We start from the raw sequence: 15,987 nt of genomic DNA on the forward strand, positions 1-15,987 counted from the left end.
AGGGTTCGGTACTAGACAAAACTAGCGCCTGGTTATCAAATGGTTAACCAACATTTCGCCGCATGTAAAAAATCGATCGGATACGTAACCGTTCGGCGTACATGCTGGTGTTTACAAGCACGACACATACCTTTCGGGAGAATTATGCAATCCTCTGTTAATCAAAAAGAGAGCCGAACCTTCTTCGGCCATCCTTATCCGCTCGGTTCGCTGTTCTTCACCGAGATGTGGGAGCGTTTCTCGTTTTACGGTATTCGCCCGCTACTGATCCTGTTTATGGCCGCCACCGTGTATGACGGCGGAATGGGCCTGGCGCGTGAAAACGCCTCGGCGATTGTCGGCATCTTCGCGGGCACCATGTACCTCGCCGCACTGCCGGGCGGCTGGCTGGCGGATAACTGGCTCGGCCAGCAGCGGGCCGTCTGGTACGGTTCGATTTTGATTGCGCTCGGGCACCTGTCGATTGCCCTGTCGGCCATTATGGGCGACAACCTGTTCTTCATCGGCCTGATGTTCATCGTGCTCGGCTCCGGCCTGTTCAAGACCTGTATCTCGGTCATGGTCGGTACCCTCTACAAAAAGGGCGATGCGCGTCGTGACGGCGGTTTCTCGCTGTTCTATATGGGCATCAACATGGGCTCGTTCATTGCTCCTCTGATTTCCGGCTGGCTGATTAAAACCCACGGCTGGCACTGGGGCTTTGGTATCGGCGGTATCGGGATGCTGGTCGCCCTGATTATCTTCCGCGTGTTTGCCGTTCCGGCCATGAAGCGCTACGACAGCGAAGTCGGTCTGGACTCCACCTGGAACAGTCCAGTAGTGAAACGTAACGGCGTGGGTGCCTGGCTGCTGGCGCTGGCTGTGGGTGTTGCAATCATCGTCACGTTGATTGCCCAGGGCGTGATTGTGATTAATCCGGTCGCGGTGGCCAGCGTGCTGGTATATGTGATTGCCGCCTCCGTCGCGCTCTACTTCATCTACCTGTTCATCTTCGCCGGGCTGAATCGCAAAGAGCGCGCAAGGCTGCTGGTATGCTTTATTCTGCTGGTCTCCGCCGCGTTCTTCTGGTCCGCGTTCGAGCAGAAGCCAACCTCCTTCAACCTGTTCGCCAACGACTACACTAACCGCATGATCGGTGATTTTGAGATCCCGGCGGTGTGGTTCCAGTCGATTAATGCCCTGTTCATCATTCTGCTGGCACCGGTATTTAGCTGGGCATGGCCGAAGCTGGCGAGCAATAATATTCGCCCGAGCAGTATCACCAAGTTCGTGATCGGTATTTTGTGCGCGGCGGCGGGCTTCGGCCTGATGATGCTGGCGGCACAGAACGTGCTGAGCAATGGTGGAGCAGGGGTTTCTCCGTTCTGGCTGGTGGGCAGTATCCTGATGCTGACGCTCGGGGAACTGTGCCTGAGTCCGATTGGTCTGGCAACCATGACCCTGCTGGCGCCGGAAAGAATGCGCGGTCAGATGATGGGCCTGTGGTTCTGCGCCAGTGCGCTGGGTAACCTGGCTGCGGGCCTGATTGGTGGTCACGTGAAGGCCGACCAGCTGGATATGCTGCCGGACCTCTTTGCCCGTTGCTCCATCGCGCTGTTGATTTGTGCTGCGGTGCTGATCGTCCTCATTGTTCCGGTGCGTCGCATGCTGGAAAATGTGCAGACAAAACCGGCTACCGAAGCCTGATACTATTCAGCCTGCCGGGGCAGTTATCCAGCCCCGGCCCACCTCAACAGGAGAGAGCATGTCGATAACCTGTCCGGATTGCCACGCAGCGCTCGAGCCGCAAAACGGTATCGCGCACTGCGACAGCTGCAATAACGATATTCCCCTCGAAGCGCGCTGCCCTGACTGCCATCAACCGCTTCAGGTACTCAAGGCCTGCGGTGCGGTGGACTATTTTTGCCAGAACGGCCACGGGCTTATCTCAAAAAAACGCGTTGAGTTCGTCAGAGCTGAGGCTTAATCGCACACGCAGCCTTCACCTTTCTGCCACAGTTCCACCAGCGACTCGGGTGCTTCCTGCTCGGGTACCAGCACGATGATATCGGCGTAGTGCGCCTGATTTTGGCCGGTCCAGATAATCTGGATGCGGAAATAGCGCTGGTCACCTCTGCCGGGGGAAGAGGCTTGTCCGGGCGGCTGGCCGCGCGGGAAAGCCTGCTCCAGAATGCTCACCAGGCGCTGGCGCTGGGCCTCATTAAGCGAGGAGAGCGCAATGGTGCGCTGGCCGCTCAGCTTAGGGATAAAAGCGACGCCGCCTTCCCGGGCCAGCTCAACCACGGCGTCATCCGTCAGTTCCGGAACCTGCATTACAGCACTCCTACCTGTTCCCAGGCTTGTTTTATAGCCCCCCCAACGTCGCTACCGGAGCGTTTCTCGCCGTGCGCTATCGTCAGTTTTGCAAAGGCATCAAAATCCGCATCCTGCGCCAGGTTGCGATCGCAAACCGTGTCGTACCAGGCATAACCCGCTTTTTCCCAGGCGTAGCCACCGATCGCCGTTGCGGCCAGGTAAAACGCGCGGTTGGGGATACCGGAGTTAAGGTGTACGCCGCCGTTATCCTCGCGCGTTTTGATGAAATCTTTCATATGCCCGGGCTGCGGATCTTTACCGAGCAGCGGATCGTTATAGGCCGTGCCGGGTTCAGACATGGAGCGAAGCCCTTTCCCGTTGATGCCCTCCGCCAGCAGCCCTTCACCAATCAGCCAGTCTGCTTTATCGGCGGTTTGCTTAAGATAGTATTGCTTCACCAGCGAACCGAACACGTCGGATAACGACTCGTTCAGCGCGCCCGATTGTTCAAAGTAGATGAGTCCGGCTTCGGTCTCCGTCACGCCGTGGCTAAGCTCATGCGCTACCACGTCGATGGCAATGGTAAAGCGGTTGAAGATTTCCCCGTCGCCATCGCCAAAGACCATCTGCTGGCCGTTCCAGAAGGCGTTTTGATACTCACGGCCATAGTGCACGGTGCCGGTGAGGATCAGCCCTTTGTTATCGAGCGAATCGCGCTGATATTCCTTCCAGAAGAAATCATGGGTAATACCCAGATAATCGTACGCTTCATCCACCGCCACATCTCCGTTGGAGGGCTGGCCTTCATAGCGTACCTGGGTACCCGGCAGCTCCTGGGTCTGTTTCGCATCGTAGATGTCACGCTCAAGCTGACCGGCTTTATTCACATGCGGCGCGGCGGGTTTGCCCGGCATATGGGCCATCAGCGTCTGGACGTGGGTTAAGGTCTGACGGGCGCAGCGCTGCTGCGGCTCAGAACCGCTTTCGATAATACGGCGAAGAATATACGGAGGGATGACGCTATGTAGATGGGGCATGCTGCTCTCCTTATTAAAAAAGGCAATAGCAGCAGTATAGTTTGTAACCGGCGAAGATTTATCCGCTTTTACGCTGACGCGTTTTTTTCACCGGTTTGATCTCTTTCACTTCACTCTCGACCCAGCCGTCAGAAAGCCGGGTGGTGAGCACATCCCCTGCTTTAACCTGCTTCGTCTGCTTCAGCACTTTGCCGTCCGTCGCGGTGGTCACGCTATAGCCGCGGGCCAGCGTGGAGAGTGGGCTGACGGCTTCCAGATGGGTGACCGCATTGCCAAAACGCTCGCGGGTGGCGCTCAGGCGTGAGCGGATATTTTCCGCGAGGCGGAACTCAAGCTGCTGGATCCGCGTTTGTGCGCGATAAATCTTTGGCTGCGGATTCTGCTGGTTCAGACGCTGAGTCGTGCGCTGCTGGCGCGATATCGCTTTCTTAAGCTGGTTATCCAGCGCGAAGTTCATCCGCTGACGCAGACGCTCCAGTACGGTTTGCTGACGCGCCAGACGCAATTGCGGATGCTGCTGTTGCAGACGATGATGAAGCTGGGTAAAGCGGCGGGTACGGTTGGCGAGGAAGTAGTCCATCGCCATCTCCAGGCGCTGCTGCCCGTTCTGGATCTGGCGCAGCAGCTCCTGCTGATTACGGCTGACCACCTCTGCCGCCGCGGACGGCGTGGGCGCGCGTAAATCCGCGACAAAATCGGCTATCGTCACATCCGTTTCATGGCCGACGGCGCTCACCACAGGGATAAGGCTGGCAAAGATTGCCCGCGCCACGCGCTCGTCGTTAAAGCTCCACAGGTCTTCCAGCGAGCCGCCGCCGCGCCCGACGATCAGGACATCGCACTCCTGACGCGCATTCGCCAGCTCAATCGCGCACACGATCTGCCCCGGCGCATCGTCACCCTGAACGGCAGTTGGGTAGATAATGACGGGCAGGGAAGGGTCACGGCGCTTCAGGACGTGCAAAATATCGTGCAGCGCCGCGCCGGTTTTCGAGGTGATAACTCCAACACAGTGGGCAGGTGAGGGCAGGGGCTTTTTAAACCGCTGGTCAAACAATCCCTCAGCCGAAAGCATGGCTTTTAACTGCTCGTACTTCTGCTGCAACAAGCCTTCACCGGCGGGCTGCATGCTCTCGACGATAATCTGATAATCGCCGCGCGGCTCATACAGGGTAATGTTGGCGCGAACCAGAACCTGCTGGCCATGCTGAGGGCGGAACGTCACGCGACGATTGCTGTTGCGGAACATCGCGCAGCGCACCTGAGCGGTGTCGTCTTTTAGCGTAAAGTACCAATGACCGGAAGCAGGCTGCGTGAAGTTAGAGATTTCACCGCTGATCCAGACCTGTCCCATTTCCTGCTCAAGCAGCAAACGCACCGTCTGATTAAGGCGGCTGACAGTATAAATTGAGGGGGATTGAGAGGATAACATGTGAGCGGGATCAAATTCTAAATCAGCAAGTTATTCAGTCGATAGTAACCTGCTGAGAGGCGATCGCAAGCATTTTTTTCAAAAAAGTGTAGATGCAATCGGTTACGCTCTGTATAATGCCACGGCAATATTTAACCACCCAGGTCAGAGATATTGCCCATGCTACGTATCGCTAAAGAAGCACTGACGTTTGACGACGTCCTCCTCGTTCCCGCTCATTCCACCGTTCTGCCGAATACTGCCGACCTCAGCACGCAGTTGACGAAAACCATTCGTCTGAACATTCCTATGCTCTCCGCAGCAATGGACACCGTGACTGAAGCGCGTCTGGCTATCGCTTTGGCACAGGAAGGCGGCATTGGCTTTATCCACAAAAACATGTCTATCGAGCGTCAGGCGGAAGAAGTTCGCCGCGTGAAGAAACATGAATCCGGTATCGTGTCCGATCCTCAGACCGTTCTGCCAACCACCACCCTGCACGAAGTGAAAGCGCTAACCGAGCGTAACGGCTTTGCAGGTTACCCGGTTGTGACCGAAGACAACGAGCTGGTGGGCATCATCACCGGTCGTGATGTGCGTTTCGTGACTGACCTGAACCAGCCTGTCAGCGTCTATATGACACCAAAAGAGCGCCTGGTGACCGTTCGCGAAGGCGAAACCCGCGACGTGGTGCTGGCGAAAATGCACGAAAAACGCGTTGAGAAAGCGCTGGTTGTGGATGCGAACTTCCACCTGCGTGGCATGATCACCGTTAAAGATTTCCAGAAAGCAGAACGTAAACCGAACGCCTGTAAAGACGAGCATGGCCGTCTGCGCGTCGGCGCTGCGGTTGGCGCGGGCGCAGGTAACGAAGAGCGCGTTGACGCGCTGGTTGCCGCGGGCGTTGACGTGCTGCTGATTGACTCCTCACATGGCCACTCCGAAGGCGTTCTGCAACGTATTCGTGAAACCCGTGCTAAATACCCGGATCTCCAGATCATCGGCGGTAACGTGGCTACGGGCGCAGGTGCTCGCGCGCTGGCGGAAGCCGGTTGCAGCGCGGTGAAAGTGGGTATCGGCCCTGGCTCTATCTGTACTACCCGTATCGTCACCGGCGTGGGCGTTCCGCAGATCACCGCGGTGTCTGACGCGGTTGAAGCGCTGGAAGGCACCGGTATTCCGGTTATCGCGGACGGCGGTATCCGCTTCTCTGGCGACATCGCCAAAGCGATCGCCGCAGGTGCCGCAGCCGTGATGGTGGGCTCCATGCTGGCCGGTACCGAAGAATCCCCGGGCGAAATCGAACTCTACCAGGGCCGTTCTTATAAATCCTACCGCGGTATGGGCTCCCTGGGCGCGATGTCCAAAGGTTCCTCCGACCGTTACTTCCAGACCGATAATGCCGCTGACAAACTGGTACCGGAAGGCATCGAAGGCCGCGTGGCCTATAAAGGCCGTCTGAAAGAGATCATCCACCAGCAGATGGGCGGCCTGCGTTCCTGTATGGGGCTGACCGGCTGTGGTACCATTGACCTGCTGCGTACCAAAGCGGAATTCGTACGCATCAGCGGTGCGGGTATCCAGGAGAGCCACGTGCACGACGTGACGATCACCAAAGAGTCCCCGAACTACCGTCTGGGATCATGATTTTCTTCGCCCGACCTCGTGTCGGGCGATTTATTTAATCTGTTTCACTTGCCTCGGAATTAGCGTCAATGACGGAAAACATTCATAAACATCGCATCCTCATCCTCGATTTTGGTTCTCAGTACACTCAACTGGTGGCGCGTCGCGTGCGTGAGCTGGGCGTTTACTGTGAACTGTGGGCGTGGGATGTTACGGAAGCACAGATTCGCGAGTTCAATCCAAGCGGCATCATCCTGTCCGGCGGCCCGGAGAGCACCACCGAAGAGAACAGCCCACGCGCGCCGCAGTACGTATTCGAAGCTGGCGTACCGGTGTTCGGCGTGTGCTACGGCATGCAGACTATGGCGATGCAGCTGGGCGGCCACGTAGAAGGCTCTAACGAGCGTGAGTTCGGCTACGCGCAGGTTGAAGTCGTCACCGACAGCGCGCTGGTGCGCGGTATCGAAGACTCCCTGACCGCAGACGGCAAACCGCTGCTGGACGTGTGGATGAGCCACGGCGACAAAGTCACCGCTATCCCGTCGGACTTCGTGACCGTAGCCAGCACCGAAAGCTGCCCGTTCGCGATTATGGCGAACGAAGAAAAACGCTTCTACGGCGTGCAGTTCCACCCGGAAGTGACTCACACCCGTCAGGGTATGCGCATGCTGGAGCGCTTCGTGCGTGATATCTGCCAGTGTGAAGCCCTGTGGACCCCGGCAAAAATCATCGACGACGCCGTGGAGCGTATCCGCCAGCAGGTTGGTGATGACAAAGTGATCCTCGGCCTCTCCGGCGGCGTGGATTCCTCCGTGACCGCGATGCTGCTGCACCGCGCCATCGGCAAAAACCTGACCTGCGTCTTCGTGGACAACGGCCTGCTGCGTCTGAACGAAGCCCAGCAGGTCATGGACATGTTCGGCGACCACTTCGGTCTGAACATCGTTCACGTGGAAGGCGAACAGCGCTTCCTGGACGCGCTGAAAGGCGAGAACGATCCGGAAGCGAAACGTAAAATCATCGGCCGCGTATTCGTGGAAGTGTTCGACGAAGAAGCGCTGAAGCTGGAAGACGTGAAATGGCTGGCGCAGGGCACTATCTACCCTGACGTGATCGAATCCGCCGCCTCCGCAACCGGTAAAGCACACGTCATCAAATCTCACCACAACGTGGGCGGCCTGCCGAAAGAGATGAAGATGGGCCTGGTTGAGCCGCTGCGCGAGCTGTTCAAAGACGAAGTGCGCAAGATTGGTCTGGAACTGGGTCTGCCGTACGACATGCTCTACCGTCACCCGTTCCCGGGCCCGGGCCTCGGCGTACGCGTGCTGGGCGAAGTGAAGAAAGAGTACTGCGACCTGCTGCGTCGCGCGGACGCGATCTTCATTGAAGAGCTGCACAAGGCTGACCTGTACAACAAGGTTAGCCAGGCGTTCACCGTGTTCCTGCCGGTTCGCTCCGTCGGCGTGATGGGCGATGGCCGCAAGTACGACTGGGTTGTCTCCCTGCGTGCGGTTGAAACCATCGACTTCATGACCGCGCACTGGGCGCACCTGCCGTATGACTTCTTAGGCCGCGTGTCTAATCGCATCATCAACGAAGTGAACGGCATTTCCCGCGTGGTGTATGACATCAGCGGCAAGCCACCGGCGACGATCGAGTGGGAGTAAGCCCATAACCTTTCCTGCGAAGTTATAAGCAGGTAAGACTGATAAAACCCTCTGTTTACAGAGGGTTTTTCTTTTGTAACTGATATCCGAACGGGACGTGAATTATTGGCTCATCTGCCGGGATCCACGGCAGCCGATACTGCGTCGCCATGCCCCTGGCGCCTGACCATACTGACGCTTAAAGCTGCGGTTGAAGGACTGCTGAGAGTCAAAGCCCAGCGCGATCGCCACGTTCAGAATCGGTTCATCGCTTTGGGCTAAGCGCTCAACTGATTTTTGCAGCTTTTGCGCGCGAATATATTCAGCGAGAGGGGAGCCGGTATGTTCTTTGAAGATCCGCTGGAGATGCCATTTCGAATAGCCGGCTCGCCTGGAGACGGTTTCAATGTCCAGGCGGCTATCAAGGTTGTTGTCGATCCAGTCGAGCAAATCGTGAATGAATGCACCCGTGTTCATCTTGCTTCCCCCTACGCCACGCATTAAAAGCATCTTTGTTTGTTGCACTTAAAGGTGGCCCGTTTTGATATTAATTGCAAGTTTTATTGTTACATTTAAATCCCTTCTCAAAACCCGTGATTTACCTTCGCCGCAAATAGCACATAAAGTGCAACAATTATTCTTGCACTTAATTAAGCGCCTTCCTACAATCGCCGAGATAGTGTATTCGCAACTGTTACAGTTTTGTGGCGATGAACGACACAAATGGCCTTAAGCCAGACCGGACAAAGGAAGTGGCGCGGCGCCTCCCGCTGCGTCTTGCCCGGCGGCTACAATAACCGGAATAAAAATAATGAGCCTGCAAAAAACCTGGGGTTACTTTCATCTGAGCGCGACGGGGGTGGTTTTACTCTCCGCGCTTCTCGTCGGGTGCGATGACAGCGTCGCGCAAAATGCTGCACCGCAAGCGCCCGTCGTCAGCGCAGCTGACGTGGTGGTGAAATCCATTAGCCAGTGGGACAGCTTTAACGGTCGCATTGAAGCGGTGGAAAGCGTTCAGCTGCGCCCACGCGTCTCCGGCTACATTGATAAAGTGAATTACACCGACGGCCAGGAGGTGAAAAAGGGCGAGGTGCTGTTCACGATTGATGACCGAACCTATCGCGCGGCGCTGGAACAGGCGCAGGCGAACCTGGCGAGAGCCAAAACGCAGGCCAGCCTGGCGCGAAGCGAGGCTAACCGTACCGATAAATTAGTCAATACCAACGTGGTATCCCGTGAAGAGTGGGAGCAGCGCCGTTCCGCTGCTACCCAGGCACAGGCCGATATTCGCGCGGCGCAGGCGGAGGTTGATGCCGCGCAGCTCAACCTCGACTTCACCAAAGTGACCGCGCCTATCGACGGTCGCGCCAGCCGGGCGCTGATCACCAGCGGTAACCTGGTGACTGCGGGTGACAGCGCCAGCGTGCTCACCACCCTGGTCTCACAGAAGACGGTTTACGTCTACTTCGACGTGGACGAGTCCACCTATCTTCACTATCAGAACCTGGCCCGCAGCGGGCAGGGGGCGTCCAGTCACCACACGGCGCTGCCAGTGGAGATTGGTCTGACGGGTGAGGAGGGCTATCCCCATCAGGGCAAAGTGGATTTCCTTGATAACCAGCTCACGCCGAGTACCGGTACAATCCGCATGCGCGCGCTGCTGGATAACTCACAGCGTCAGTTCACGCCGGGACTCTTCGCACGCGTGCGCCTGCCGGGCAGTGCGGAATTTAAAGCCACGCTTGTTGACGATAAGGCGGTGCTGACCGATCAGGATCGTAAGTATGTTTATGTCGTTGATAAAGACGGGAAAGCGCAGCGCCGCGATATTACGCCGGGGCGTCTGGCCGACGGTTTACGTATCGTACAGCAGGGGCTGAAACCCGGGGATAAAGTCATCGTCGATGGTTTACAAAAAGTGTTTATGCCGGGTATGCCGGTTAACGCGAAAACCGTTGCCATGACCGCCAGCGCCGCCCTCAACTGATCCCTTACCTGAGAATCCAATCCATGGACTTTTCCCGTTTTTTCATCGACAGGCCGATTTTTGCCGCCGTACTGTCGATTCTGATTTTTATCACAGGATTAATCGCCATCCCGCTGCTGCCGGTGAGCGAATATCCTGATGTCGTGCCGCCAAGCGTGCAGGTGCGCGCCGAGTACCCGGGCGCCAACCCGAAAGTGATTGCCGAAACCGTGGCGACGCCGCTGGAAGAGGCGATCAACGGCGTTGAAAACATGATGTACATGAAATCCGTCGCGGGCTCCGACGGCGTGCTGGTGACTACCGTCACCTTCCGTCCGGGTACCGACCCGGATCAGGCGCAGGTACAGGTGCAAAACCGCGTTGCACAGGCCGAGGCGCGTCTGCCGGAAGACGTTCGGCGTCTGGGCATCACGACTCAGAAACAGTCGCCAACGCTGACGCTGGTGGTGCATCTCTTTTCGCCTGGCGGTAAGTACGATTCACTGTATATGCGTAACTACGCCACGCTGAAGGTGAAGGACGAGCTGGCGCGTCTGCCCGGCGTGGGTCAGATCCAGATTTTCGGCTCGGGTGAATACGCGATGCGCGTCTGGCTGGACCCAAATAAAGTGGCCGCGCGCGGACTGACGGCCTCGGACGTGGTGACGGCGATGCAGGAGCAAAACGTACAGGTATCCGCCGGGCAGCTTGGCGCCGAGCCGCTGCCGAAAGAGAGCGATTTCCTGATCTCCATTAACGCCCAGGGCCGTCTGCATACCGAAGAAGAGTTTGGCAATATTGTCCTGAAAACAACGCAGGACGGTACGGTCGTCCGCCTGCGCGACGTGGCGCGCATAGAGATGGGTTCCGGCAGCTATGCGCTGCGCTCCCAGCTGAACAATAAAGACGCGGTCGGGATTGGTATCTTCCAGTCGCCGGGGGCAAACGCCATCGATCTGTCTAACGCGGTGCGCGCCAAAATGGACGAACTGTCCACGCGATTCCCGGACGATATGAAGTGGGCGGCACCTTACGACCCAACGGTATTTGTGCGCGACTCGATCCGTGCGGTTGTACAAACGCTGCTGGAAGCGGTGGTGCTGGTCGTGCTGGTGGTGATCCTGTTCCTGCAAACCTGGCGCGCGTCGATCATCCCGCTGATCGCGGTGCCGGTATCGGTGGTGGGTACCTTCAGCATTCTTTACCTGCTGGGCTTCTCGCTGAATACCCTGAGCCTGTTCGGGCTGGTGCTGGCCATCGGTATCGTGGTGGATGATGCCATCGTGGTGGTGGAGAACGTCGAGCGAAATATCGAAGAGGGGCTCGCCCCGCTTGCGGCGGCGCATCAGGCGATGCGTGAAGTGTCCGGGCCGATTATCGCCATTGCGCTGGTGCTGTGTGCAGTGTTTGTGCCGATGGCGTTCCTCTCTGGCGTGACCGGCCAGTTCTACAAACAGTTTGCGGTAACGATAGCCATTTCCACGGTGATCTCCGCGATCAACTCGCTGACGCTTTCTCCGGCGCTGGCCGCGCTGCTGTTGAAGCCGCATGGTGCCCCGAAAGATTTCCCGACCCGGCTTATCGATCGTCTGTTCGGCTGGATTTTCCGTCCGTTTAACCGCTTTTTCCATCGCAGCTCGACCGGCTATCAGGGACTGGTAGGGAAAACGCTTGGCCGACGCGGTGCAGTGTTTGCGGTTTATTTGCTGCTGCTTTGTGCCGCGGGTGTGATGTTTAAAGTCGTACCCGGCGGGTTTATTCCGACGCAGGATAAGCTGTACCTGATCGGCGGCGTGAAAATGCCGGAAGGCTCGTCGCTGGCGCGTACCGATGCGGTGATCCGCAAAATGAGCGAGATCGGGATGAATACCGAAGGTGTGGATTATGCGGTCGCGTTTCCTGGCCTGAACGCGCTCCAGTTCACCAATACGCCGAACACCGGGACGGTCTTCTTTGGCCTGAAGCCGTTCGACCAGCGTAAACATACTGCGGCGGAAATTAACGCGGAGATCAATGCGAAAATCGCGCAAATCCAGCAGGGCTTTGGCTTCTCGATTCTGCCGCCGCCGATTTTAGGGCTGGGTCAAGGGTCCGGTTATTCGCTGTACATTCAGGACCGTGCTGGTCTGGGCTATGGCGCGCTGCAAAACGCGGTGAACACCATGTCCGGGGCGATTATGCAGACGCCGGGTATGCATTTCCCCATCTCAACCTACCAGGCTAACGTTCCGCAGCTGGATGTGCAGGTTGACCGTGATAAAGCGAAAGCGCAGGGCGTATCGCTTACCGATCTTTTCGGCACGCTGCAAACTTATCTGGGCTCGTCATATGTAAACGACTTTAACCAGTTTGGACGGACCTGGCGCGTAATGGCACAGGCCGACGGGCAGTTCCGCGACAGCGTGGAAGATATCGCGAATTTACGCACACGCAATGACCAGGGCGAAATGGTGCCGATTGGCAGTATGGTGAAAATCACGACCACCTACGGGCCGGACCCGGTGATCCGCTATAATGGTTACCCGGCGGCGGATCTTATTGGTGATGCTGACCCGCGCGTGCTCTCTTCCGCGCAGGCGATGACGCAGCTGGACGCCATGTCTAAGCAGATCCTGCCGAACGGGATGAATATTGAATGGACGGACCTGAGTTTCCAGCAGGCCACCCAGGGCAATACGGCGCTGATCGTCTTCCCGGTCGCGGTGCTGCTGGCGTTCCTGGTGCTGGCGGCGCTGTATGAAAGCTGGACGCTGCCGCTGGCGGTGATCCTTATCGTGCCGATGACGATGCTCTCCGCGCTGTTCGGCGTCTGGCTGACCGGGGGCGATAACAACGTCTTCGTGCAGGTGGGGCTGGTCGTGCTGATGGGGCTGGCCTGTAAAAACGCGATACTTATCGTGGAGTTTGCCCGCGAGCTGGAAATTCAGGGCAAAGGCATCATGGAGGCTGCGCTGGAGGCGTGCCGCCTGCGTTTACGCCCGATTGTAATGACCTCTATCGCCTTTATTGCCGGGACCATTCCACTGATCCTTGGTCACGGGGCAGGGGCAGAAGTCCGCGGCGTCACCGGGATCACCGTCTTCTCCGGGATGCTGGGCGTGACGCTGTTTGGTCTGTTCCTGACGCCGGTCTTTTACGTGACGCTGCGTAAGTTCGTGACGCGCGGCAAAGCGGAAAGAGAGGTGTTGCCTGCGTAGGACGTAGCAGATAACAAAAAGCCGCCTTCACTGTGAAGGCGGCTTTTTTTTCGCAATCCGTCAGGATTAAGGCGCTTTTTTATGCTGCGTACAGAGTTCCGGCACCGGATCGCACCCGCTGGTATCGGCTTTTTTCACCTCTTCCAGCGCGCTGGCGACGGTATGGCGCGCTAAAACCGCTAACGAAGCCTGCTCCGCTTCATCAGCGATTGATTTGAAGTACCAGCAGGCGTTGGCGCTGACCACACAGCGGGCCGGGACGTCAGGACGGGACGCCCACAGCTTTTTATCTTCAGTGACGGAAAGGTAGATATCACGCAGGGTGATCTCTTCAGCCGGGCGGCCAAGGTGAATAGAGCCGTTGCGGCCAAGCGTGGAGACGATAATGCCGTCCCGGGCGAGAGGAACCATTAATTTGCGGATAAAGCTCGGATTCGCTTCCAGGCCGTAAGCCAGGATTGCACTCGTCGAACGTTCACCCGATTGCTCCGCCATCGCTACGCTGAGAACCATCTGCAAAGCTGTCGGGAAGCGGTAATCTAACATTTTTCTGTCCTGGGTTGCGGTGAATCTTGTTCTTTTTGGCACCGCAGAGGTGAATAATCAGTAAGTAACAATATAACAAATACGGTAATTTTATTGAAGCAATCTGCGGCATACGTGAAGTAACGCTGCGCTGACACATGTCAGGACGTGTAGCGCCGGGTTTACGTTCATGCGAACGACGGATTCGGGAAATCAACGGTCACCATAAGACCACCTTCGGCTGACGTACTCAGATTGACCCTGCCGTTGTGTTGCTGCGTAACGGCTTTGACGATGGCAAGCCCCAGTCCACTCCCGCTTTGGGTCTGATTAGGATCGCGGAAAAATCTGTCGAACCCGCGCTCCCGCAGTTCAACCGGGATACCGGGGCCCGCGTCTGAGACGCGCAGTTGAGCGGACTTATCACGCGATTGCAGTTGTACCTCAATGCGTCCACCCTCAGGGCTGTACTTCACGGCATTCTCAATTAAATTGTCGATCAGCGACACCATACGTTCCCGAATGCCTGCGACATGGATTTCATCGTCGGCGAAGAATTCAAACTCAATCCCGCGTGCCGATGCCAGCGGCTCCAGTGCGGCCATTCGCTCCTGAATAAGCGTTGTCAGCGGCACAGGCTCCATTACCGTGTCGATGTGCGCTTCGCTGTGCTTCATCAGCAGAAGCTGATTGACGAGACGAGCAGCACGGCTATTGCTGCGAACAATGCCTGCAAGCAGCTCCTGCTGGCTTTCGCTGATGACCCAGGACTGCAGCGCCTCGACGTTGATTCGCATCGCGGCCAGCGGCGTACGCAGCTCGTGCGCGGCATCGGCAATAAACACCCTTTCCCTTTCGGCGCTTTCCCGCACCCTGGCGAGAAAGTCATTAATCGCGTCCACCGTCTGGCGCAGCTCCCTGTGCCTGGGAACGGCTTTTAAGGGAGAGAGATCGTCTGGCGTGCGCAATGAAATTTCATTCACTACCCTGTTCCAGGGGCGCATCGCGATGCGGATTGACAGCCACGCGGGAAACAGAAGAAAAGGGATGCATACCAGCAGCGGCATGACGTAATAGCCGCGCGAGTTCAGGTAGATAAAGAAATTCCAGCTGCCGGCCGGGGTGAAAAGGGTGACCTCCAAGTCGGAGCGCGCAGATTTGAGCGTGCGGCTCGTCCAGGTGTGGTCTCCGGTCCGGACGCGCTGCATTTCCCCCAGGCGGCTATTTTTCACCTCCGTTGGCGCGCCACGCGAAGAAAAAATAATCTCATTATGCTTGCGAACGATCAGGTTGATAGCGAGTTCCGGATCTTCACCGCCGCCATACCCCTCCCGCAGCGCCTTGCTGAACGCGGCCAGCACCTCATTACGCGCCTGCGGCCTATCCTCCATGCTCTCAACCAGGGAAAAGAGGGTTTCGTAAGTCTCACTGCCCGTGAGTATTGGAGGGCTGCGCAGGTCCTCCAGCAAAATGAAGGTTAAAAAGAAACACCAGAGCAACGTAAGCAGCAGCATCTGGGCGACCAGCATTCGCCTGACCAGCGTAGGGAGCCTGAGGCGGTACCAAAAATTACGCATCAACCTGCCGCCTTCTGAACCGGTACGGTATCAATGACGTACCCTACGCCCCGCACCGTTCGCACAAAGCCATCGCCAATTTTTCGCCGCAGGTTACCCATATGCACGTCGAGCGCGTTGCTGAGATTTTCTTTCGTGCCGAATATCCTCTCTTCCAGATACCGCCGCGTAAGCACGCGATCGGCGCGCAGCATTAACGTTTCAAGCAGCGCATATTCGCTTGCCGTCAGCTCAACGTGGCGTGCGCTCACCGTTACGCGACGCGTCGGAATATGAAGCGACAAACCGCGAATTTCTATTGCCTCATTTTCAAAACCGTAACTGCGTCGCGCAAGGGCTCTCACGCGTGCCAGCAGCTCGGCGAGAACAAAAGGTTTGACCAGATAATCGTCCGCGCCCGCGTCCAGCCCGCACAGGCGGTCCTGCAGCGTGCCTCGCGCCGTCAGGATAATGACGGGCATCCCCCGGAGTTGCTGACGCAGGCGCGTCATCAGGCTCATGCCATCGCCATCGGGCAGCCCCAGGTCGAGCAGAATAAGTTCCGGCACGCAGAGCTCAAGCTGATGCAGCGCATCCTCTTTCCGGCGTACCCATATGACATCAAATCCTTGATCTGCAAGGGCGAAACGTACGCCGTTGCCGAGATCCAGGTCGTCTTCAATTAGTAGAATTTTCACAAAGGTAACGGTATCAGCAGTGGATGAAGA

General features: G+C 57.3%; 13 protein-coding genes. 6 read left to right on the plus strand and 7 right to left on the minus strand.

Annotated features, from left to right (window positions below; genetic code table 11):
* The first annotated feature begins 144 nt into the window (after nucleotides 1-144).
* Nucleotides 145-1,686, plus strand: a complete 1,542-nt coding sequence (locus tag AC4OVS_RS06245; protein ID WP_023306697.1) for a peptide MFS transporter — start codon at nucleotides 145-147, stop codon at nucleotides 1,684-1,686.
* A 58-nt stretch (nucleotides 1,687-1,744) separates the two neighbouring features.
* Entirely contained in the window at nucleotides 1,745-1,966 is a 222-nt protein-coding gene (locus AC4OVS_RS06250; protein WP_022648996.1) for a zinc ribbon domain-containing protein, read from the plus strand.
* On the opposite strand, the gene AC4OVS_RS06255 is transcribed toward AC4OVS_RS06250, so the two are convergent.
* Genes AC4OVS_RS06255 through xseA form a run of 3 tightly spaced genes read right to left on the minus strand, consistent with a single transcriptional unit; the run spans nucleotide 1,963 to nucleotide 4,764 of the window.
* Entirely contained in the window at nucleotides 1,963-2,313 is a 351-nt protein-coding gene (locus AC4OVS_RS06255) for a protealysin inhibitor emfourin (RefSeq protein ID WP_023300706.1), read from the minus strand. The two genes, AC4OVS_RS06250 and AC4OVS_RS06255, sit on opposite strands and share 4 nt — an antisense overlap.
* Nucleotides 2,313-3,332 (minus strand): M4 family metallopeptidase, encoded by a 1,020-nt coding sequence (locus AC4OVS_RS06260; RefSeq protein WP_192970401.1) that lies wholly within the window; start codon nucleotides 3,330-3,332, stop codon nucleotides 2,313-2,315. The genes AC4OVS_RS06255 and AC4OVS_RS06260 overlap by 1 nt, the downstream gene beginning before the upstream one ends.
* A gap of 58 nt (nucleotides 3,333-3,390) precedes the next feature.
* Nucleotides 3,391-4,764 carry an exodeoxyribonuclease VII large subunit gene (xseA, locus tag AC4OVS_RS06265; RefSeq protein ID WP_491922265.1) on the minus strand — a complete coding sequence of 458 codons (1,374 nt, stop codon included), beginning with the start codon at nucleotides 4,762-4,764 and terminating at the stop codon, nucleotides 3,391-3,393.
* A gap of 159 nt (nucleotides 4,765-4,923) precedes the next feature.
* On the opposite strand from xseA, the gene guaB reads away from it, so the two are divergent.
* A complete protein-coding gene (gene guaB / locus AC4OVS_RS06270; protein ID WP_003860601.1) occupies nucleotides 4,924-6,390 on the plus strand; it encodes an IMP dehydrogenase in 1,467 nt (488 codons plus the stop codon).
* A gap of 68 nt (nucleotides 6,391-6,458) precedes the next feature.
* Nucleotides 6,459-8,036 carry a glutamine-hydrolyzing GMP synthase gene (gene guaA / locus AC4OVS_RS06275; RefSeq protein WP_006811514.1) on the plus strand — a complete coding sequence of 526 codons (1,578 nt, stop codon included), beginning with the start codon at nucleotides 6,459-6,461 and terminating at the stop codon, nucleotides 8,034-8,036.
* Nucleotides 8,037-8,138: 102 nt separating this feature from the next.
* On the opposite strand, the gene AC4OVS_RS06280 is transcribed toward guaA, so the two are convergent.
* Nucleotides 8,139-8,492 carry a helix-turn-helix domain-containing protein gene (locus AC4OVS_RS06280; RefSeq protein ID WP_006811509.1) on the minus strand — a complete coding sequence of 118 codons (354 nt, stop codon included), beginning with the start codon at nucleotides 8,490-8,492 and terminating at the stop codon, nucleotides 8,139-8,141.
* 334 nt (nucleotides 8,493-8,826) lie between these two features.
* Between AC4OVS_RS06280 and oqxA the strand changes: the two genes are divergently transcribed.
* Both oqxA and oqxB read left to right on the plus strand, forming a co-directional pair.
* The gene (gene oqxA, locus AC4OVS_RS06285; RefSeq protein ID WP_063163661.1) at nucleotides 8,827-10,002 is read left to right on the plus strand and encodes a multidrug efflux RND transporter periplasmic adaptor subunit OqxA; all 1,176 of its coding nucleotides are present in this window, start codon (nucleotides 8,827-8,829) and stop codon (nucleotides 10,000-10,002) included.
* A gap of 23 nt (nucleotides 10,003-10,025) precedes the next feature.
* Complete coding sequence (oqxB, locus tag AC4OVS_RS06290) at nucleotides 10,026-13,178, plus strand: multidrug efflux RND transporter permease subunit OqxB (protein WP_023300700.1); 3,153 nt, start codon at nucleotides 10,026-10,028, stop codon at nucleotides 13,176-13,178.
* Nucleotides 13,179-13,244: 66 nt separating this feature from the next.
* On the opposite strand, the gene oqxR is transcribed toward oqxB, so the two are convergent.
* The 3 genes from oqxR to AC4OVS_RS06305 form a co-directional block, all read right to left on the minus strand.
* Nucleotides 13,245-13,724 carry an efflux pump transcriptional repressor OqxR gene (oqxR, locus tag AC4OVS_RS06295; RefSeq protein ID WP_003860591.1) on the minus strand — a complete coding sequence of 160 codons (480 nt, stop codon included), beginning with the start codon at nucleotides 13,722-13,724 and terminating at the stop codon, nucleotides 13,245-13,247.
* Nucleotides 13,725-13,891: 167 nt separating this feature from the next.
* Nucleotides 13,892-15,280 carry a sensor histidine kinase gene (locus tag AC4OVS_RS06300; RefSeq protein WP_491922266.1) on the minus strand — a complete coding sequence of 463 codons (1,389 nt, stop codon included), beginning with the start codon at nucleotides 15,278-15,280 and terminating at the stop codon, nucleotides 13,892-13,894.
* Nucleotides 15,280-15,957: a response regulator gene (locus AC4OVS_RS06305; protein ID WP_045621477.1), complete on the minus strand. Its 678-nt coding sequence runs from the start codon at nucleotides 15,955-15,957 to the stop codon at nucleotides 15,280-15,282. The genes AC4OVS_RS06300 and AC4OVS_RS06305 overlap by 1 nt, the downstream gene beginning before the upstream one ends.
* Nucleotides 15,958-15,987 lie beyond the last annotated feature (30 nt).

This window comes from Enterobacter sp. 4974935, assembly GCF_058661735.1.